The sequence below is a fragment of the Legionella sp. ST3F1 genome (genome assembly GCF_048553315.1).
Classification (GTDB): Bacteria; Pseudomonadota; Gammaproteobacteria; order Legionellales; family Legionellaceae; genus Tatlockia; species Tatlockia donaldsonii.
Map to the genome: position 1 here is coordinate 1 of NZ_JBLZIO010000023.1, position 21,456 is coordinate 21,456.

The following is a 21,456-nucleotide window of genomic DNA, read 5'->3' on the forward strand; positions in this document are numbered from 1 at the left end:
AGCGTAATCAGGGTTATCCTTTCTAACATTAAACTACTCAATTGGTTTAAGCATCAGCCGATTTTTGGATAATCGCCCACTACACTCATAGATTGAGATAAATCAACCTTGATTGCGCTTCGCTCCATCAAGGCTACACCAGCTAAACCTACTCAACGCTATCATCACCAAAACTCATTCTCCCTTCAGTTTTCAGTCAATCCCATGCTGTTTAGTGAAAAACCTACATGAACCGGGGTCAATCCCTTGACCCCGGTGTGTTGCAAAAACACGTTTTAAAGTGTCAATTTATAGAGTTATTCCCAGATAACTTATTACAAGGCAATTTGCATCATTACAGCAGGGTAGCCTCGTTGTGCCCACAAACGACTTAGCTACGCAAACACCTGAAATTGAATTTACAAGCCTATATGAAAATGCCAGAATACCTCCTCAATCACCATCTGACTTTATTGAAGTACGCTATGGAAATCGCATTTTTTGTTAGTAGTGTCGGTGATACCAATCTAGCTTTAAAAACCATTGATGTCCTAACGCCGAAGGGGCAAGGAATTACTCTTATTTCATTGACCAAGGCAGCACAACAACAAGTTAGCAGCACCAAAATTCCACCCTCGGTAAAAACAATAGCGCTTCCTGAGCTTCTCCAATTGGATAATTTTGTTGAAGGGCGATTAACTCAAGAACAGCTCGATAGGATTGTGAGCCACCTGCAAAAACAGGAAGTCGATTATGCCTATATAGGGGTACCCTCTGTCGACAATGAAATACCCTTTCAATTGGCTGAATCGGTCAATATGCCCGTACTCATGGCTTACGAATTTATGTTTAAACCGGATAACCACTGTTTATGGAAACAGGTTCCCACTTTAAGTACCCGCTCCAATGTTAAATGGGCCCTCCCTTTGGATATTGCCAAAGACGATTTTCAAGTTCCGAGCAATCGATTGTTTGTTACTGGGCATTTAAGCATTGATAATGCCTATGCCACATCAAACACTTCCAGTAGCAAAACTCCACAAGAAATCAGAGAAATTTTAGACGTATCGAAAGACCAATCATTGGCTTTTATCAGCAGTACTACCCAGCCAGTAGCAATCGATGCAGCCTTTTTTGATTGCTTATTAAAAGAGTTAAAATGCCATCCAACTATGCAAGTGCGTCTTGGCCTTCATCCGGGTATACAAGATTTGGACGCTTATTTACAAAAGATCCTTGCAATCTATAAAAAGCATCCTGAGATAGCAGCTCAATTTAAAATTATTTTACCCGATAATATTGCGAGTCGAATTCAAGTCCCCGGGTTGACCATTGGGAATCCTGAATACCAAGCAGCCTTTCTAAGAGTTAATGTGACAGGCTCAGAAGCGGCGTCAGCTGCAGGACGCATCGCGCAAGCGGTGCCTGGTGCACTGCTCAATCAGGCTGTCCTGGAGGGTAAACCAACTTATTCACATTTGGGTAAGCCCTATTTACCACAAAAGTATTTCTCAAATTCCATCGCCTCCTTTTTTACCGCCAAAGTCCAGCCGCCTCGTTTAAAAAAGGATCTTGGATTAGATGAAAGAACAGCGCCTGAAATATATGCCGATATCATTATGCAAAAATAATTAGAAGGCTCGCGGGCGCGAGCCACCTAATTGGTATTTCCAGTTAGAGGGCTATTGGTAAATGCTTGTTTAGAGTCGTACATCTCAAGAAGCCGTTGCAATGCATGAGCAAGATTTAAAACAGCATCCTAAAAATGTTTAGACATTGTACGCTTTGGCTAACGTGTTACGACAAGGAGGAAAGAGCAAAGAAGCGGCTCAGCTCCAAGAGGGATGAATGAAGCATGGAAACAGCCTGCATACTTTTTTATGCTCGAAAATTACTCATTGTGCAATGTTTAATTCGACCAGTTAATTGCTGATATGCTATAGTTCGCTCCAATTTGGGTTGATGGTATTAATCGCTTTTTATGATAAGTACTTGGGATGCGCCTTTCCTTTATTTAAAAGAACCATCTACCTCCTTTTTTTCTATGCAGGAGGTGTCGAGTTACCTATGGAGCTCCTTAGAATCAGGGGTTATCCGAGACGCCAGCCTTAATTTTCTTAAAGCTGTACAGCAGGGATGGGCTTATAACAATCCTTATGAAAAAAACATTGCCGACATACTCGAGAACTCGAATAATTCTGCTGAGCAAAGACAGACCAACTATTTTTGGCGCAGTAAAAAAGCGCATCTTTCTTTAGAAACTTTTGCAGCGCTGGATGGTATTGGCAACTGGGAACAGCAGGCTCGTCTTATTAGCATTCTCCTCGACGTAATCTATAAAAACGTTCTAAATGGCCTAACTCTTGGCATCGACTTTCGCGAAGTATTTCTTGTTACTGAGGGGGGAACACCGCCGCCTCACTTTCGTCCTGGTATCGATGAGTGTGTGACAAGCGTAGCTGACTATAAAAAAAGAACAGAACGACTTCCTTACCAAGTAGCAAAAGCTATTTTTGAGAAGTTTAAACCACTCCCAGCCAACAAAGGGCAAACACACGATCACTTAAATCAAACCATTGTTGACCATTATTCAAGTGGTTTTCATTCCCCTAACAAGAAGCAAGGATATATTAATTACACTACCCCTTTAAAAGATTATTGTTATTTCAATTCAGCGCTAAGCGGTTACATTCATTTTTCCCTTCAGAGTAGTCATGATAATGCCCCTCCAGTTATAGCGCTTGCTAACCCTGCGGGTGCCAATGAGTTACTACCTTTCTTGCAACGCTGTACGACCTACGATATTCGTGAAATAACCATTGTACTTAAGGGAGACCAATATAAAGAGCAGGCTGAGCGTCAACAAGTTTTTGAAAAAACGTTAGAAGCGGTGAAAAACAGTAAATGTCAGACCTTGGTACAAGTCGTTTTAATTACCAAAGACAATATCGATGCTAATCTGCTTGCCCTAAGGCCCATTGCGCAAGACAAAACAGCACTCTTTCAATCTTTACCCCAAGAAGCGGGCTATTATTTATCGTCCAGCCATATTGCATCGGCGACTTATAGAAACATTCAGGCGTCAAGCACAGAGTCCGGAAAATGGTTTAAAGCGCTTAATAATTATAAGCAAAAATACGAAAAAGAGTCGAACAAGCAGGTTCAACCAGGGGCCTATATCCTTGCCCGCGAGGCAAGTGCAAATACACGTAAGTCGAAGACGCTTAGCCGGGAACAACTCAAATCCAAGGTTCGCTTATCACTGACACATCAAGAATCCGTCGCCCAAACGCAAGCCGTCAATGAGCAAGTGCAGGAAACCCACTCACAAGCCGTCAATGAACAGGTGCAAGAAACCCACTCACAAGCCGTTCATCAAGAATTAGATGAATCGATGGCGTTCTCTTCAACATTTAATTCTTCATGGGATTTAAAAGTTAATTTAGATGGTTTCTGTAAACGACTGGCGTCTTTTGCAAAAAGCACTCTACCACATTTAATAGAGCAAGAGGAGTCATTTAAACAAGCGGGCTACCTTACCGAATTTTATCTCAAACACCATAGTCGCCGTCATTTTTATGAACAACTCGCCAACGATGAGAACTTTCGTTTACGCATAGCTGCCAAATTTTTTGGTACCGCATTGATAGAGCCTGACAGCCAATCTGACGCCATCCCCAGGATTAAATTGCCTCGCTATGCTGTAGATAATATGGAAGAATACGTCGCTTCAGCATTGCTATATCACGCTGAATCCACTCTTGATGGGTACCTCGCAGCAGATTGTCAAGTTAAGGAAAGTTATTTTTTTGGCCGCACAATTTACGCCATTAAACTAAAGCCAAATGACAAATACCTTCCTGTAAACCCACCGCTTGTTTTCCCCAAATTATTGTATAATTCCCAGTCACCGTCGGGTATCGCAGATGACCCGTTATTACCATCCTATCCAGCCTTGCTAGCTGAAGAGGACATAGCCTCTCTCAGGGATGAGCAAAAGCTCGAACTCATCGGTTGTGCAGAACGCTTGCTGAAGATTTTTCACCCCCATCCTCCCTTGAGTGAAGTTGAGATCCAGGATCTGGAAGAGCAATTACTCGTTTTAACACGTTTTTATTTCCCAAATCATAAGGAAGAAATCGAACGTTTAGAACAGTTTATTGCGAGCTTTGCAGTACACAATGAAGACAACTTAAAAATCCTTCTACAGATTATTATTCGCAAGCATAAGCAAGGCTTGGAATGCTTTTTTAAATTATTGTCATTTTTGGAAGAGCGCTCCCTATTACCCTATTTTTATAAAGTACATTTTCAATATGCAACAGACATTTCCTCGGTCGAACAACTTATTGCAAACGGCTCTTATGCCATTTTTCTAAAATTGGCAGCAGAAACCCCTGTAGGAAAATCACCACTAACCTGGCCCGCTTTTCAAACTCTCGGCCATCATCTACTGATATATACGGCACAAAATAATATTAGCTTTGATCGGGTCACACTGCACAAGTTAGAAGGTTTGTGGAAACGTCTTTATATAAAATTTATGGCCTACACGGGAAATGAAGAGGAAGCGCAAAAACTATTAGCCCTTCTTGCAAAACAGTTAATCAGTGAAAACGGTTTATCCATTGCTCCTTTCACAACTATTCAAACCTTTTTCATCGGCTTGGAGAATTTACTTGACCACGCAATGGCCAAGCACGTTTTAAAAGAACAGATTGACGAAATCAAAGGAGTGTCCCTATTACCCATGGACGCTCCTTACGCCTATACCTGGAACGGTTTTCAAGTGATTTCCGGTGAAATGAATATTCATTCTGCGGCAATTCATCCAATAACAAAAACCTACGCCGTTTCGAAGACTGAATTATTAGACGCTATTGTGAGCCACCAACCCGGTGAGCAGTACCTTAAAGTAGCGGTGTTTCGCTACCTCGGAACCCAACCTTTGCGAGAAAACCTTGTTTTTTATCGCAAATTGCAACAAGTAATGACCCAAAATGCGGTAGACGATAAGGCTATTTATATTGCAGAGCTATTATGTGCCTACTATGTTGCAACAACCACAGGAGGTCATTATCGCAGCAATATTGAACCAGCAAAATTCTCTGCAAACTTTATAAATTTTTTGCGAGACAATGGTTTTGATAAACGATTATCTTCAATACACATTGCTGCCTGCATCCATGAATTTTCTTTACATTTAAGTGAAGCGCAATCGAATGAGATAAATGGTGTTCAGAGTTTATGGAGTATTTGGCGAGACGATCAGGTGTCTGCATTTAGGATAGCTAATACGCCAATCCCGGAAATCTTTTTAAGAAAATTTCCTGCAAAAAAACTAGGGTATTTTTTATTAACTCAGAAAGAAAATCTGGAAAAATCCCTGGGCGCACTGGAGGACTCCAGCCGCATTGTACATTCCCTAATCGATGCCTGGCTCAGCGAGTTAGACATTTCTGAAACATACCGACCCTTGATTGGGCCTTGCCTAAAAGCGTTATATCCAAAAATGGATATGAAAATTTTGCTACGTGACATCAATAAAATTACAAGCCTTTTACATGCGCTAAGCGCCATTGCAAATAACAATCCTAACCATTTAATTTTTCTTGCGTTTGATCAATTTCTGGAAATAAATTCCAATGTGGATGCGTTCTTATCATTGGCTGAACTGACTGCTGTCGAACTGACAAAGCACCAAGGACAACTAGCTAAAAGTAGGCTAACGACGAATTTTTTACTCGCCCTTAGAAAAAAGCCGCTGCTTTATGGCGCATTACCCCAGGCACAGAACTTAGTAAGCCTTCTTCTGGAGACTTGTTTAAGTATCGATGCCAAAGTGAATCCAGCATCCTTTTTCAATCTTATGGAAACCTTGTTGCCGCTTGGCTTGGAAGAAGCGCAGCAAATATTCACTGCACTTATCCCCTTGGTTAGTAATGAGGAAGGCCTCGATTTTCTAAATGCCCACCCATATCTAAGCGCTAACCAGCTAAACGATATCACTCAGTTTCTCAAAAAGGCTAAACCTGCTTCGTTAGCCCTGAAAGTGCTCGATGGACTTTATCAACAAAATCCTGCCCATGAGCTTACTGAACTAATAAAATTCCTGGAAAAAAAGCCTGAAGATGAAATTCACTCCTTACTGATACTTGGCCATGCTATTTCCCAGCAAACAAAACAACCTTTGCTCACTGAATTGCAAAAACTGGCAGAACAACATCCGCGCGGCTTAAAATATTTAGCGCGGCTGCATAAATCACAATTAGTGAATGCTGAAGAAATGTTGGAACTATTGGCCAAGCCTTCTTTGGAACAAGCCATAGCAGTGTTTCACCGCGCGAAATATAAAGAGAACCTGCAAAGATATCAGTATGATCCCGCCGCTGTAAGAGCAAAAATTGCGCAAATAAAACTCAAGTCTCATGAAACCGATGAACCGCTGCCGTTAAGCGACGAACAACAAGAACTGCTGTGGCGTGACTACCAGCTCGTTATGTCGTATATGGCAGAAAAACCGCTTAAGTTAAATATTAATGGGGTTCTTAAAGAGCTTACCATTAATGACTTGAATGACACGGAATTCCAACATTTATTCAAAGCATTACAAGATCAAATCAGCAAGGGAATAAACGTTCATCGTAATCAGTTACTGTTGGTTGCCTTGAGTGCCGAAGCGATTTATCGCACCACCTACAAATTTCCACGCGATACTCAAATCTTAACCTTGCTGCAACGCATACATTCTCCCAATAATATTATTCATGAAGTTAAAACGGGAGAAGGTAAAAGTATTATTGCTGCCATGCATGCTGTTTTATTGGTGGGGTTAGGTAAAACAGTCGATGTTGTCACTGAAAATAATGAATTGGCAAAAAATGCGCTGGAAAAATTTTCATCCTGTTATCACTATTTAGGGATCCCTCATGGGGAAACTATTATCACCGCACAAAGTGCGCATGCTAAATACACTGCTAACGGGATTAATTATTCTACCGCATCGAATCTTTCTTTATTCCGCATGCGGATGGCATTGGCAAAGAAAGTCCTGCCTAATAATCCCGCGTTGGTTGCTGATGAGATCGATGCTGCTTTAACCTCTACAGTGCTATTTCGCCTGGCTGCGTCGTTAGATCCTTTATTAAATGATACGGAGTCCTGGACTCAACTTTATAAATTGCTACTTGAATTTGTCAAAGAAAAAGATATCTACCTTAATAATCCCTGCGCTGAAACAGATGATATTGCTAATTTAAGAAATTATTTTATTGCCAAAAATCCTCGTAGTACCTTTGTCAATTTTACCCAAAAAATTTCCGATGAGTTATTAGACGCCATCATTGAATCCGCTACCATAACTCATGAACTAGAGGAAAAAGAAGACTTCTTTACAGTAAAAATAAAAGAGAAAAGTGACGTACATTCTTATGCAGCGCCTATTGTTAGTAGCAGGCCTGATCCCCATGTTAGCTATTCTGATTATATACAACAGCTTTTGCATACCCTGCTTAATAATAAAGCTCCGCCACCAGCCCATCCATTTATCATAGAACCGAGTATAGAAACAATTATTGTTAATGCAGCCAAAATTTTCTTTGATTATTATCGTTTACATGGCGGCCCTATAGTCGGCTTAACAGCAACTTCCGGTCCTCGTGTCGATCGCACTGAATTTTATGAGCAGCAGGGGTTAGTGGCTTACCGTTATCCAACTTTTTATCCCGATCAGTCAGAGGACCTGGGATTAATCACTGCGTTTGGAACAGAAGATCATCTTAATAAAACGTTTGAATGGCTTACACAGCGTAAACAAAAAAACCCGGCGCAACCGATTTTATTAATTACGCGCTCCCCCCAAGCGACTGATCAGTTCCGGGATTTCATAGCAAGGAATACTGACTGGAAAGTACAAAGCTATCATGGTTATGAAGAAACAGGGAAATCAGAAGAAAATGTAATCTATACAGCCGGGCTGGATTATTTTCTGACTGCAGCGAACCAAAGTCTGGCTCGCGGCGCCGATGTGGATCCCGAGAATGAAAATGGCATATTGGTCGTTAATGCCTGTACCGATTTGACGCCGAGTGAATTAGAACAAATTCAAGGCAGAGCAGCACGCAATGGAAAAAAGGGACAGTACATTTCCATCATTGATGCGCAAAGCATAGGCCAACCTTCGGACTCCCCAGAGACATTGGCGGCAGCTTTTAAGAATCATCAACTACAGATTAGCGTTAAGCAACACCAAGAACGCGCAAAAATGCGTTTATTAGAAGAAGCACGTTATTTAATGGTTGACCAACTGCTCCAATGTCGACAAAACGCCGATAAAATTTTGGCACCTCAATTTGGGGAAGACCATTCTATCGTTGACTATCAACAATTACTGCACGCATTAAGTAGCTTGAACCGCAATGCTGAAAAGCATTATGCAGAACTGTTAGAACGCCATCCCGTAATAGACGGCGATGTGGCTAATGAATTTTTAGAAGCCAGAGCCAGAGATTATCAGCAAGTGCTGGATTGCTGGCTGCCGGAAAATAGAATTAGTGATATAGAATTCGTTGAGCCCTCCGTCCCTCTCAACACATTGCCAACCCTGGTACCTCAATTACCAGGGGCAACGGTCGATCAACTCCGAATTTTTGCTGATCTTTTCCACCGCAAATGGAAACAGGACGGCCATCAGGTAACCCAACAAAATTTCGATACCTTGGATCAATTCGTTGAGATTTTCGATCCCTATTTTAAAAAGGAACTCAGTCTCAAAGAAACGATTGGCTCTGTTTTAGATGAAAAAGGGCTTCTCAGTGAGGAGCAAGTTGAGGCTCAAATAGTTCTTATTAAAACCAGCCTGAATGAAATGTTAGAGTTTGCGCAAACGATTCCCGTTATTGGCCGCTTTGTCCCTGACGAGCGGATAAAAACCTTTGTTGCCGACTATCTTAATAAAACTAAAATCCAAATTCGCGAGAAAAAATGGGATGAAGTCAGTCTGCCAACAATCGATCTTTCTACGATAACGAGCTGGTTTTCAGGCATCAGCAGCACACTCACGGCGGGTTCTTTATTTATGGGTATTATAGGGGGACCAATACCCTTTATTGTTAATCGTCTTATTGTACCCACGGTTTTTGGATGGATAAAAAATGCTCTTAAACGACGATTTGCCGATTCAGAATGGCTTGTTGCACAAATACTTGTTGGGCTTGATGACATTAGCAAGGACTTATCGGAAACGGTTAATGCGCTTGTTTCCCTGGCCAATGAAGACGATATTAAAGTAGGCCAACTCATCGATAAAGTTGGGCCTCTAACAAAAAATAAAGCACTTCTATTGGCCTTATCAAAATATTTAGAGCTAACTGGCAGGCCAGAATACATTCCATGGGTACAAGCAATCCCTGGTATATGGCCGGTATTGGAAAATTATCGTGACTCTAAAGTTGATGCCTTACTCAACGTAAATACCTTAATGGTAATCTTACAACATGCCTCCCATTCAGAACTCGTTTTGAACGCGTTAGAAGATAGTCCTTATAAGTCAAGCCTGCAAAGGATAACTCAATTAAACCCTATCTTCATAAACCAACTTGGCAGCTTGGCCCTTCCTGATTTGATGAATTTGCTGAAATTAAGTGCCCATCCTAATTTCTTTGCTTTGTTGGAGAAACTCCCCGCAGAAACCACCTTAGTGCAATTACAGCAATGGCTTGAAGCAACGCCAGAAAAACTTCCTGTAGAAACGGAGGAAGCGCTTAACGAGTTACGACACTATCAAACAAACCATGAACGGCTTTCTGAAGAAAATAAACATAACCTGCTTAAGTTGCGTCAAACATATCACTTAACTTTAGATAAATTTAAACTTGGTTTGGAAAAATTAAAACCCAGGTTTAAAGAGAAGACCCCTGCACCTGTGCAGGAAATTAAGGTTGACCCGCCAACTTTCCATGCGGCTCTCTATATTGGATTTAAATATACCGCCGTATTAACCATTGCAGCAACTTCTATCATTTACAGTGCTTTGTATCTATCTGCCATAGCTACCTTTGGATGTTTCATCATTGCTGGGTGGCTAACATTTCCTTATTTTAAAGATCTGTTTTCTACCAGCCAGCAACCAACGCTTCCATTAGAGGCAAGCAAGTTGGAAGAGATTCTATTTCTTTCCTTTGAGGAAAATCCGTTAACAGCAGATCTCCCTACTCCATCCGCCGGATTAATTCCTAATGAAATAGTCAGTAAGGAAGAGCAAGGATCAGCCGGTGAAGCACAGGTATCAGCGGGCGAGACCTTAGCGAGTATTGTCGATTCAAATGGATTACAAACACTTGTAGAAACAACGACATTAGTAAAAACACATCCTCGTAAAGAGTTGTCAGCAGGCACCTCTACCCCACTCGCCGTCTGGATTCCTGATGGAATACCCGAGAAGGAAGAACGAGTGGCAACCAGTGAAAAACATCCTCCTATCGGAAATTTAAAATGCGGCTTTTTTAACCCCTTTCAAAACTTGGCCATGCGTCCCATAAGCAGTGAAAATGCACCGCCTATTCCAGTAGTTCCATAAAAATAAAGTAACGTTTTAGCTGAGCTACCCTTGTGCTCTACGCTCTGTCAGAGCTAACATAGTCCCTATCACAACCAGAGAGATTCTCAAATGAAAAAAATAGCTTCTTTGCTAGTCAGTTTATTGTTAATAACAGAAATGATGTCTGCACACGCAGAAACAGCGATTATTAAAACCTCTGTAGGGACTATTACCTGTGAATTATTTACCAAAGAAGCACCCAATACCGTAGCAAATTTTGTCGGCTTGGCAACGGGAACAAAGGAATTTAAAGATGCAAAGACAGGTGAGATGGTTAAACGCCCTTTTTACAATGGGTTAACTTTTCACCGCGTCATTAGTGGTTTTATGATTCAAGGTGGTGATCCTCTTGGCAATGGCACCGGCGGACCCGGCTATCAATTTGATAATGAAAATACAGAGGCTAGTTTTGACAAGCCTGGTGTACTTGCGATGGCTAACGCAGGACCCAATACAAACGGCAGCCAATTTTTTATTACCGTAGCACCAACACCTGACTTAAAAGGCAATTACAACGTGTTTGGTCAGGTCATTTCGGGACAAGACGTTGCTGATAAGATTAGCAAGGTACCAACCGATTATCAAAATAAACCTGTAACACCAGTGGTTATTGAAAGTGTTAGCATTCAAGAATAATAAAAATCAGAAGACCACTGTATTATCCAGAGATAAAACAATTCAAGATCTTGCCTTTATGCTATAAATCAATGGAGTCTGGCTCCATTGATTTATAGTGGCCTTTCAACCCTGTTATGAATCAAGCAATTTTTCAACCATTGCAAGAATTTCATCAAGAGAAAGATGCTGGGTGCTGTTCTCTATGGCAATAAAGTTATGCTGCGATATCGACAACATATCACTGAAATCTTTATCACTCGTACAGTCAATTGGTAACAGGTAGTAATTATTTTTTAATTCGCTGTTTAAAAGATTATTCAGGTGCCCTGCCCCCACAATCATGATATTAGCCTCTTTAAGCGCTGTCACGTCGCTAATCCAGCTTGCTTCACGGACTTCAATACCGAATTCCTGCTCTGGGATTTCGTGATAGGGATAAGGGGATAATTGGTTTTTATAGTGTAAGTTACCCTCGAGATCTTGCACATGCATAGCAAGATTCTCCTGAGCAAAAACCATGAGCCGCTTTATTTCATTAACTTGAGCATCCCAACCGTATTTTTCATGATAGATATTAATTGTTTCAACTGATAAATGTTTAATCCCCCTATTGGAAGCAATTAGCAGGATGATTGTATGCAGTAAAAAAGATTCCTTCGAGCCGTGTATTTCAGTCAATAGTATTAATAGCGGTTTATTCACCTCTAATGCTTGCCGCTCAGCCTGTTCAATCACTGGTTTAATTTCCTGGTAGATGCTCTGCAAGGTTGTTACCTCGAGGGGTGGCAGGAATAATTTTACATAATCCTTTTTGACTGCTTGATAGAGGCTGTTGTCAATTTCGTTATCAGCTAAATTTTTTTTTATAAAACCCGCAATCTCTTCCGCCGGGATTTTTAGATAAGAACCGTCATTATTCAACACTGTTAATTCTGGTAAAGCATATTTAAGAGTAAATACGCAGTTGATGAGTTTTCTTTTTTCAGAATTGTTTAAATATCTATAAGCCGTCCAGGCCTGATTTTCTTCGAATTTAAAAGGATCATATAACCCTTCATGAAAACAGGTTTTACGATCATGCAATGTATAGGTTTCAGGATTTAAGTGCTTTCCTGGAGTGCCAACAACCTCATATTTGCCTCTTAAATCAAGACGAAACTTTGTATTCCCAACGTTATTACTCACAAACTCTTCAGCCACAAGATCAATAATTTTAATTGTTTTTGCAGCATTTACGAAATGAGTGAACTCCTCAGAATTTATACCACCAAAAGGTTGAAAATAACTTTGTATATCTCTAGACAGCAGTAATTTTTTAACGAGTATTTCTTTAATGTCATACCAAATATTGTTAATTAAAATTTGATCATTTCTATACGGTTCTTTCTTTCTTCTTAAAAATTCCAGTGCAACATTCTTGGTAAGAAAGAATAAAATCATAAGGCATTTTGCAGTTTTGTTCGCTGTTATTTCCTTGATCTCGTCTTCATTTAACTCATGCATACCCGCAGCTCGTTTATTCGCCGCTTTTACAAAATTTTCAATCGTGGCGATAGTTTCATGAGTACACTTCGCTTCCTGAGCAATCCCTGTGAGCTGCTCCAAATCAGTATTCCTAAGTCTATTCATACTCGACATCCTTATAAGTCTCGATCAACGAAGATAGGACTTGATTGATTCATCAAGAGTGATGCAATTTTATAGATTTCCAACAAACTAAGTGGGCTTTAATTCATTGTCAATTTGATTGTGATCTAAAGGGGATTGCAACACCACTTCCGTGAATGGATCTTCCGCATTTGCCAAATTATAGGCAAGTAATGGCGGAGCTTCGTGCTGATGTAGCTCTACAAACTTTTGTGCTTTAGTATCAGAAATATATCTACCACCAGGGCCAGCATCATTGCGATAAGAAAAATACTCGCTGTTTGGTATTTGTTTATTAGCTGTCGGTGTAACACCTTTCGCTATTCCATGCTCTCGTAGTTCATTTTCAATTCTCTGCATGATATCGATCCATGCATCAGTATTAATATGCTTATGTTGAAATTGATAAATTGTAAATTGTTTCCCCGATACCTTCTCGATGGGTTTACTCTTTAAAACATCAGGAGCAAGAATTTTGGCGGACATTTTATTTTCCATCAGGATAGGATAAATAATTGCCCACGCGGCGGAAATTTGACCTGGATCAACAGAAACATGTAATTTCCACCCCGTTTCAACCTTTTTTCCAGCAAATATGGAACGTTTCGCAGCCACCGCCAGCCTGTTCTTTCCATTATTATGGTCAGGACTACATTTGAAATAAATGTAACTCTCCAAGGAGTAAAGAAAATAGTTATCGATCTTTTTTCCAATATTGTCTGGCAGATTTTCGTAGAGGAACGGATCTTGGTGAGGCGTTTGTTCTTTATGGAAAAATGCTGGGGTAGAGGTAGAGGCTTCAAGGTTAACTGAACCAGTGCTAGAGCTTGCCAGCTCTTTTAAATTTCTAACAGCTTTTCTCTTGCTCAATAATGGCTTATTGCCAGAGCTGACCTTAGTCGTTCCCATGCTGGCTTATCTTTTTAATAGTATATCCACTAAGTATAAATAATGATCAGATTACATTCAATGGTTGTTCAGCATAACGCATAGAATCACTGGAAATCGCTCTGATGTGGTTTTGATTTAAAGGTTTATGGCTTGAGCTTCTCGAATGCAGGCTCAGCTTATCTGCACCTATCGCTCCTGCGTACCAGGCAAAAATAATTCAATATGAACTCCAATGGAACATTGCGAACACAAATCGAGCTGATTATAATATATACTGTTTTCCCATTTATTGGACTCATCTATGGCCAGAGAAAAAATACCAGGTTTCTTTCATCCCGGTTCCAAGCAGCCGACGCTTATTCTAAGTAATTACATTCATTACGATGGTATAGGGGATTTTAGCCATCTGTTGGATATCATGGAAGCATTGATGCCTTTAGCTGCAAAGCTAGGTATTAAAATCGTACCGCTGGTGATCTGCCTGACTGAGAGGAAGCAAACAGTAATTGATAAAATTGCGGAGCGGTGTCCTGGTTTACGGCCTTTTATCTTTACTGCAGACACTATCAGTCCTCCTGAATTGCCAACCCTGTTCGCGGAATTTGTAGGCAATAATATAAAACTTCAAAACAAGCTTCGCCGGGCATTAAGTATTTTCCAAATTGCTACTGCGACAACCAAAGAACAAAAAGATCTGCTATTAAAATTTTGCCAACCAGGCATTCCTGTTGTGAATATCAGCGAACAGTGTGGATTACGGACTAGTGCCCAGTTTAGCGCTATTAGCCCGATTGATGAGCGAGATTACGCTACTCCCAATTTAAAAAATATTAATGATCGATGGATGGGTTTGGAGAAACAAACTTACTGCTACGGAGTGAAAATCAAAGCACCACTTTCCATGAGTAAAGCAGACGCTATCCAGGCTTTAGAAAATACAGATTTTAAACGGGCATTGTTGGGACATGGGGATTCCCAGGAAGCCCCTTCTGAAGAAACCATCACAGAATTTCTGCGTGGCAATCAGCTAATACCAGCTTATTTACAATCAAAAATAAGTATTATGAAGTTTATATTTTTCTGCCTTGAACAACCAACGCTAGCTGGCCAAGGCGATATCACTTTCTATATTAATAATTATGAAAATTTATTTACACCGCGGGGTAATCCGTGGCAAAAAGTTGAAGCCAGTGCCCTTATAGAAATGCAAGAGGAGGGAGCCAGACTCCCAAGCTTTGAATCGTTTTTAATTAACGCCTCTTATAATCCTAAATTCAAGAATTTATGTTTTTCTAACTTAATAGATTTAGGTTTTACGAGTATGGAGATAAATTTGAATGGCAAGAGTCGGACAATTGTTTTAAATTCAGATGAGCTTGCTCCTAAAAGAACAGTTAGAATTTTGACCGATTTTAAATTAAACGATCATGATTATGATCATTTATTCCATATTGCCAATTCGGTAGTTGGCGTCTCTGGAGATAATACGCTTGAAAAAGCGCTTTCCCATGAGAAATTACCTGTCCTGCAATCAGAAAATAAATATCCATTCGAAAGGAGTATGCGGGCCTTGGGTCAACTGGCCCATGATTATCTCCCTGATGTTTCAGCAGCAGTTCAAGAAGATTTAGAGCGCTTTTTTGGCAGAAAAAATATGCGATTTGACCACGCTTCCCATTGGTCGGAACTCCTGGCAGTGGATATCCCTACTTTATTAGCCCATTGGCAAAGAGCCACCCCCGAATTACGACTTAAAAATAATATCTACACTCATTTGGATCATATCTTCTACGAAGCTCTTTTGCATATGTCTGCAGCGACAGGAGACATCACCCTGCTGCATGGAATTTATGAGCAGTTCCCTGACATTGATTTTACTATCCCTAATAAACACGGTAAGACAGTCGAGATCATAGCAACAGAAAATGGTCATGAGGGTTATCTGCAGGAACTAGAGCACCTGGCTGGTGTACAGAGCGGAAAACTTATGGAAATGAGTAAGAGAAAGTAGCAGTATAGACTGAAGAGCTGGGGACATGTCTCGCAGGTATTAAATATAATCTGACTGTGATTGTATTGATTTCGGGCTAACCTTATTCATATCCGGGATTTGGTTTTAGGTAGAAAACATGAAAAAGGGAATTAAAAAGCTTACTCTTCTATTCTTTCTCATCGCACCCGGTTTTTTATTTGCCAATGATTGTCCTTGTTGTGAAGACGAAATCAGTCAATGTTATTCCGTTCCGAAAAAAGCAACGAATATCCATATTGAAATAAAGTTTCATCAAACTTCAATGACAGCCCGTTTATTTGCAATTGAAATGTGTGGAAAACCGTCCGAAATTTCGGGGAATAATCCAACAATAGCTGGAAGAATAACAACAGGGAAATTGAAGTTGGTTCTCTGTGATGGGACTAAATTAGCTTCAATGTTTGTGTTGGAGATTAAAAATGATTACAAGAGCCATTGCATCGTTACAGACGCAATTTATTGCCAGGATAACCCTACTCCAGCACCCTATCGGTCTTCGTAAGACAATCTATTTAAAAAATTAACATCCCTTAACCTATTTTTGAAGTCTTTTTAGAATCCTGTGATGACGCCACAAGATCGCTGACGAATGAATGATTCTTTGATTGCACCACCAAATGAATCTATAGTTAACTAACAAACATTTTTTGATCATAAAATACAATTTTTAACATAATCAGCCGGTTAAAAATCAAATGAGGTTACGATGGAAAGCAAGCGAGAGATCGACGAAGAAAGATATATTATTCCGAATAAGTTACACGCGGTTTGGCTTGGTAAAGTTCTCGATAAAGAAGATCGATCTAATATTCTTGCCTGGAGCTCAAAAAACAAAGATTACGAAAGCAATTTATGGATAGATTCATCAACGTATGCTCCGGAGGCTAAACCCGAACTCATGGAGCTGCTAAGCTGGGCTAAAAAGAATAACATTAAGCTCTGTGATGTTAATCCCAATCCGCCGTGGAAAATTAAACATGCCAATTACATTCGTCGCCCTGATGTCTATGAAAGAATGATCTACAGACCGTATTACGATGATGAGATCGCAGGCCAGTATCCGAATTTTGCGGCAGCCTCTGATATGTTAAGAGCAACCATTTTGGATACTGATGGCGGAGTCTATTACGATGCGCGCGATATGCCGCCAGGTAAACCTTTACCCAAACTATTTAAGGCCAAAAATGATTTCTTATTTCATAGTTATCTGGGTACTTATAACAATGATTTGTTAGCGGCTGCTCCAGGTTCAGTCGACCTTCATAATTACATGGAATCAATAAAAGAAAATTATAGGCGTTTGTATAAAGGTTCGCCTCCGTTACTCGAAGCACACCGTAATCCTAATCGAGAAGCTGTTAGCTCAGGATTTAGTGCACGAAGAAGTTCTACTATCAACGTATCGGGTCCCCTGGCACTGGTAAATTCCCTCAAGAAAGCTTATCGAGACTGGACAGATGCCTTACATCTTTGTAGCTTTCCTCAAGCGTATTATACTCAACCTCCTACTCAGGACGTCAGTTGGTTTGACCCTAACTTACTAGAAGATGAGAGGCATATACTCATTATTTTCGGCAATTCTATTAAAGACCACCTGGCAGATAATTTTCTTAAGACTAAAATTCAATCCTTATCCAACCAACCCATGTTTCAAAACTCAGCATTGAAAAAAGCATTAACACAGCTTCAGCAAGGCTTATTGGCTTTTGATAGTTCTCAGATGACACTCACTGAGCTTTATAAAACCTGTATCTCTGATATAGAACGCAGTAAACACTATCAAGAATTAAGCCCCAAAGACAAGGCACTGTTCGAAGATATATCGGGGACTATAGGAAGGTGTATGGTGTCTGCCAGCAAGTTCATTGAATTGGGTAAACATAAGCAACTGGATGCAAAAACAGTCTTTGAAATGCTCAGCCGAATTGGCCCTCACGCCAAAGTAGATATGTCACAACGCGTCGATCTGAGCCAATTTATAACTGATGTACTATTAACAGAAGATGGTAATCCGAATTTAACAGCACTCGACGGATACGGTATTAAGTATACTCCTCCAGAACAGGAGCCGAACCAGACTACCATTTCTAACATCTAGCTGGTTGACTCTAATTAGGATTGATACCGCATTTTCTCAGATTACTTTCTGAGAACCACAGCCCCAGCAATACAAGCACCTACGGCCGCTACCCCGAGTACTAGCGCAGGTTTGAAGAAACTGAAATGATTTGGTTTTTGCTCCGCTCTCTGTGCTTGGAGCTCTTGCAGCATCGTTGGGCCATTGGGCGGGCTTGCGTTCACAACAACGCCTTTTCGCGCTTTAATGGTAACCTTAGAAAATGGAATATTGTCTTTTGTTACTTCCAAGGTGTAATCACCGGGTGGGACATTGGGAAAAGCAACGCCGCCATCCAGTGAAGTCGCTTCAAGTGTTCTAATAAAGGGGTTGGTTTTATGGATAACAGGGAATATACCAAAATAAAAAGGCTTTCTATTGACATCCGGTGATAAAGTGACTTTAACGCCTTCAACACCTTGTGGAATATCATCCAGCGTGGTGTTTGGAGGTGTAATGGTTGCAGCAATCTGGCAAGCTTGTGGATCTTCAGTCACACCCATGGCGAAAGAAAGGAAGGTATAAGCCAGGTTTGAAGGGACCTGAAATGAAATGTTCTTTAAATAATTTTCATTATTTATCCCCTCTGGCGGGGGTATCAACGTTGCTGTTTGTGTCGTCCTATAGCCAGACCAGAAAGACCCTGGCTTCTCAAAACGCAAAGTAATGGCCTCCCCAACAGGCCATTCAAAGGGCCCGAATCGTCCATTCGCATCCGTCTTAAATGTTATCGCTTCATTTTCAACAACAGTAATCGTTGCATCTGCGATAGGTTCACCGGAGATAAATGAACGGGCAAACCCAGAGATTAGGACAGTACTCATCATAATTCCTTTTAAAATGATATTGAAATCAATACGGTTAGGTATTATTTACACTGTAAATATTTCCACCGAAAATGTAAATCATAGACCCGAATACGAACCCGGGGATCACAACTCAACCAGCATTCATCCTCATTTTTTTGAATGATTAAAAAAATTTATCTGTGTTATTTTTTGATACAATCAACTCCTGATAAGATCGCTATGTTTTGAAAGAAACCTGTCAGTACTTGCGTAATTAGCCCTCAAAAGCGCTCTCAAAATCTGCTGAATCAACTTTTTAATCAGGAGTTTACAACTTGAATTCTTCATTTTATTTTAAAAAAAATACTCAACTTATTATTAATACAGCTATTTTCTTATTTTTATTAAGTCTATCCGCTGTTGCAAAACCCCCGCATGACTTTCAGCAAGCCAAGCGTCAAGCTACAGCGATTTTTGATTCTCACCGTGAAACACTCTATTGTGGCTGCACTTACAATCAGCAACATCAAATTGATCTGGCAAGTTGTCATATGAAGGCAGCACAGACCCATAAACGTGCTGCTCGTGTTGAATGGGAGCACATGATGCCAGCTGAAAATTTTGGCAAGCAATTCAAATGTTGGCGAGAAGCCCTCTGCAGCAAAGATGGTAAGCCTTATAAAGGACGACGATGTTGCGAAAAGATAGATCCTGATTTTAAGCAAGCCGAAGCCGAACTCTATAACTTGTGGCCAGCTGAAGGAGTTGTCAATCAGGCGCGTTCTAATTATCGCTACGCTGAACTGGCAGGCAATGCCGATTTTTTAGGCTGCTCTTTTAAAATTGATAGAAAATTACGTCAAGTAGAGCCCGATGATCACATTAAAGGAGTCGTAGCGCGTGCTAATTTATTCATGTCTGATAAATACAACATCAAACTCAGTGCTGCGCAAAGACAATTATTTGAAATATGGGATAAGCGTTTTCCTCCCGATGCCTGGGAAAAACAATGGGCATCGAAGGTGGCTACCATTGAAGGGTATTCAAATCCCTATATTCAAGTCTGGACGAGAGTAACAGCATAGATCCTAATGCTGTAAGATTCCCTGAGAGGCCATCGCGTGTTGGCCTCAACTTAATCTAAAACCGAGTTGCTTAAAGTTGAAGACCTAAAGTCATGGTAATATCATTATTATTTGGCATCATATCTCTTGCTACTGATTTAACTGCCTTTAAAGATTCAGATTCAACAAGTTGAAAGAATAAATGCTCCTTACCTACAGTAGCATAGATTTTATTAGCAAAGGTTTTAAGTAAATTTTGGATATAATCATTCCAACCAAGATCATTTTCCAAAATTGGTCTGGCAATTCTGATCGCGCTCACACATTCTGCTTGAAAATCTATTTCCATTTTAATGCTAAATTCTTCTCTAGATAACTTATCTCTGTATAGGTCTCGGCTTGATTCCAATTTCTCTAATAAGCGATGGGCTTCTTTATGTGCTCTAGCATAATAATACTGATTTACAGTAGTCAATTTTATTCTTAGTTCTGCTAAAGCCTGATCAATAGGAGCTAATCTAGTAGTCACCTCTAATTTCTTTTGGTCTTCCAAATAATTAACAACAGATTGACTCTCATATTTTCTTGCAAATTCAAGGAGTTCAAAAATAGCTTTATTAGGTAGTCCCTCTGCCTGTGGTAATTGAAAACATTGGGTTACCAAGCCCAAATCAGACGTCGAAATAACAGATTTCATCAATTCGACAAATTGCTCACTCTCTAAAGGCTTATCAACCTTTTGAATACCAAGTAATAATTGTTTTAAAAAATGAATACTCTTTTGTCTTGCCTGAATTAGCGCTTGATTTAAGAAATCATCATCATTTAAAGCAACTGTTATACTGTCTTGCACACTCCCCACAAAACCCCAACTATCTTTTATCCGCGTCCTGTTCATTTCCAGCATGGCACAGGCAACCTGGTTAGCTAAAAAACTTAATCCCTGAACGCCTTTTCCTTTTTTAGAGCCAGCCTTAAGACCACTTAAAGTTGGAACAAGAGGTAACTGTACACCACTAAAATCAGATACAACATCCCAAAACATATATCGCACAAGAGGTGGTCTGGAGGGATCTTTGGATAGTTCAAAACAATAATGCTCGCTATCATCAACAGAATTTAATATGCTAATTGGTAAACCAAATGTTATACCCAATGCATATTCAACAATAATTTTTTCAAACATTTTTTGAACAAAATCTTTGGCTTTAAACTGCTCTTGCATAGCAACAAAATTGGGGGCTTTACCAATAACCTTGGTATCCCCTTTGACATTGTAAATTGCAAGAGACTCTTCTTGGCAAAGACTTTCAAAATCTTTTGTTAAAAGGACGTTTACAGTATAAGAAGGTTTTTCTGGTTCACTAATTTCTAAACGAACAATTTCAAAGCGTTGTGTCTTTAGCCCTAACTCGCTCATTTGATCGAGCAGCATTTTTTCGCATTGAATTAAGGCATTCCAATTTTCTTCGCTACTCCATTTGTGGGGGATAAAAAAACATTGATCTTGGCCTGGCAGTTTATACACATTTTTTTCAGAACCACCGCCAACTCTCACGCAGCCTGAGCGTTTAAAAGTCTGGTTATTGAAGGTCAATGTAACATCACCCTCTTTTTGATAAAAACGACGTAACCATTCTCTCATTGATCGCCTCAAAAAAGTTTATATATCCAAAAATTTGAATAATTATAAAGATAAAAACTTAATGTTTACTTAAGAATCC

General features: G+C 40.0%; 11 protein-coding genes. 7 read left to right on the forward strand and 4 right to left on the reverse strand.

The genetic code is table 11. The annotated features are described in order from the left end of the window. Positions 1-464: 464 nt before the first annotated feature. The 3 genes from ACN4Z1_RS13720 to ACN4Z1_RS13730 all read left to right on the forward strand — a co-directional run bounded on the left by ACN4Z1_RS13720 (position 465) and on the right by ACN4Z1_RS13730 (position 11,212). The gene (locus ACN4Z1_RS13720; RefSeq protein ID WP_419423049.1) at positions 465-1,610 is read left to right on the forward strand and encodes a hypothetical protein; all 1,146 of its coding nucleotides are present in this window, start codon (positions 465-467) and stop codon (positions 1,608-1,610) included. A 350-nt stretch (positions 1,611-1,960) separates the two neighbouring features. Beyond that, a complete protein-coding gene (locus ACN4Z1_RS13725; RefSeq protein ID WP_228364229.1) occupies positions 1,961-10,555 on the forward strand; it encodes a preprotein translocase subunit SecA in 8,595 nt (2,864 codons plus the stop codon). A 90-nt stretch (positions 10,556-10,645) separates the two neighbouring features. Then, complete coding sequence (locus ACN4Z1_RS13730; RefSeq protein ID WP_228364230.1) at positions 10,646-11,212, forward strand: peptidylprolyl isomerase; 567 nt, start codon at positions 10,646-10,648, stop codon at positions 11,210-11,212. A 114-nt stretch (positions 11,213-11,326) separates the two neighbouring features. Here ACN4Z1_RS13730 and ACN4Z1_RS13735 read toward each other — a convergent pair whose 3' ends face one another. Next, positions 11,327-12,823 (reverse strand): hypothetical protein, encoded by a 1,497-nt coding sequence (locus tag ACN4Z1_RS13735; protein WP_228364231.1) that lies wholly within the window; start codon positions 12,821-12,823, stop codon positions 11,327-11,329. Between the two features lie 87 nt (positions 12,824-12,910). Beyond that, positions 12,911-13,750 carry a hypothetical protein gene (locus ACN4Z1_RS13740; protein WP_228364232.1) on the reverse strand — a complete coding sequence of 280 codons (840 nt, stop codon included), beginning with the start codon at positions 13,748-13,750 and terminating at the stop codon, positions 12,911-12,913. Positions 13,751-14,033: 283 nt separating this feature from the next. Between ACN4Z1_RS13740 and ACN4Z1_RS13745 the strand changes: the two genes are divergently transcribed. From ACN4Z1_RS13745 to ACN4Z1_RS13755, 3 genes are all read left to right on the forward strand, one after another. Then, complete coding sequence (locus ACN4Z1_RS13745) at positions 14,034-15,743, forward strand: hypothetical protein (RefSeq protein WP_228364233.1); 1,710 nt, start codon at positions 14,034-14,036, stop codon at positions 15,741-15,743. A gap of 118 nt (positions 15,744-15,861) precedes the next feature. Further along, positions 15,862-16,266, forward strand: a complete 405-nt coding sequence (locus ACN4Z1_RS13750; protein ID WP_228364234.1) for a hypothetical protein — start codon at positions 15,862-15,864, stop codon at positions 16,264-16,266. Between the two features lie 204 nt (positions 16,267-16,470). Further along, positions 16,471-17,862: a glycosyltransferase gene (locus tag ACN4Z1_RS13755; protein WP_228364235.1), complete on the forward strand. Its 1,392-nt coding sequence runs from the start codon at positions 16,471-16,473 to the stop codon at positions 17,860-17,862. 41 nt (positions 17,863-17,903) lie between these two features. Here the strand turns inward: ACN4Z1_RS13755 and ACN4Z1_RS13760 are convergent, their stop codons facing one another. Continuing rightward, entirely contained in the window at positions 17,904-18,704 is an 801-nt protein-coding gene (locus ACN4Z1_RS13760) for a carboxypeptidase regulatory-like domain-containing protein (RefSeq protein WP_228364236.1), read from the reverse strand. A 299-nt stretch (positions 18,705-19,003) separates the two neighbouring features. On the opposite strand from ACN4Z1_RS13760, the gene ACN4Z1_RS13765 reads away from it, so the two are divergent. Further along, positions 19,004-19,753 (forward strand): endonuclease, encoded by a 750-nt coding sequence (locus tag ACN4Z1_RS13765; protein ID WP_228364237.1) that lies wholly within the window; start codon positions 19,004-19,006, stop codon positions 19,751-19,753. Between the two features lie 70 nt (positions 19,754-19,823). Here ACN4Z1_RS13765 and ACN4Z1_RS13770 read toward each other — a convergent pair whose 3' ends face one another. Continuing rightward, on the reverse strand, positions 19,824-21,377 hold the full coding sequence (locus ACN4Z1_RS13770) for a hypothetical protein (protein ID WP_228364238.1): 1,554 nt from the start codon (positions 21,375-21,377) through the stop codon (positions 19,824-19,826). Positions 21,378-21,456: the final 79 nt, after the last annotated feature.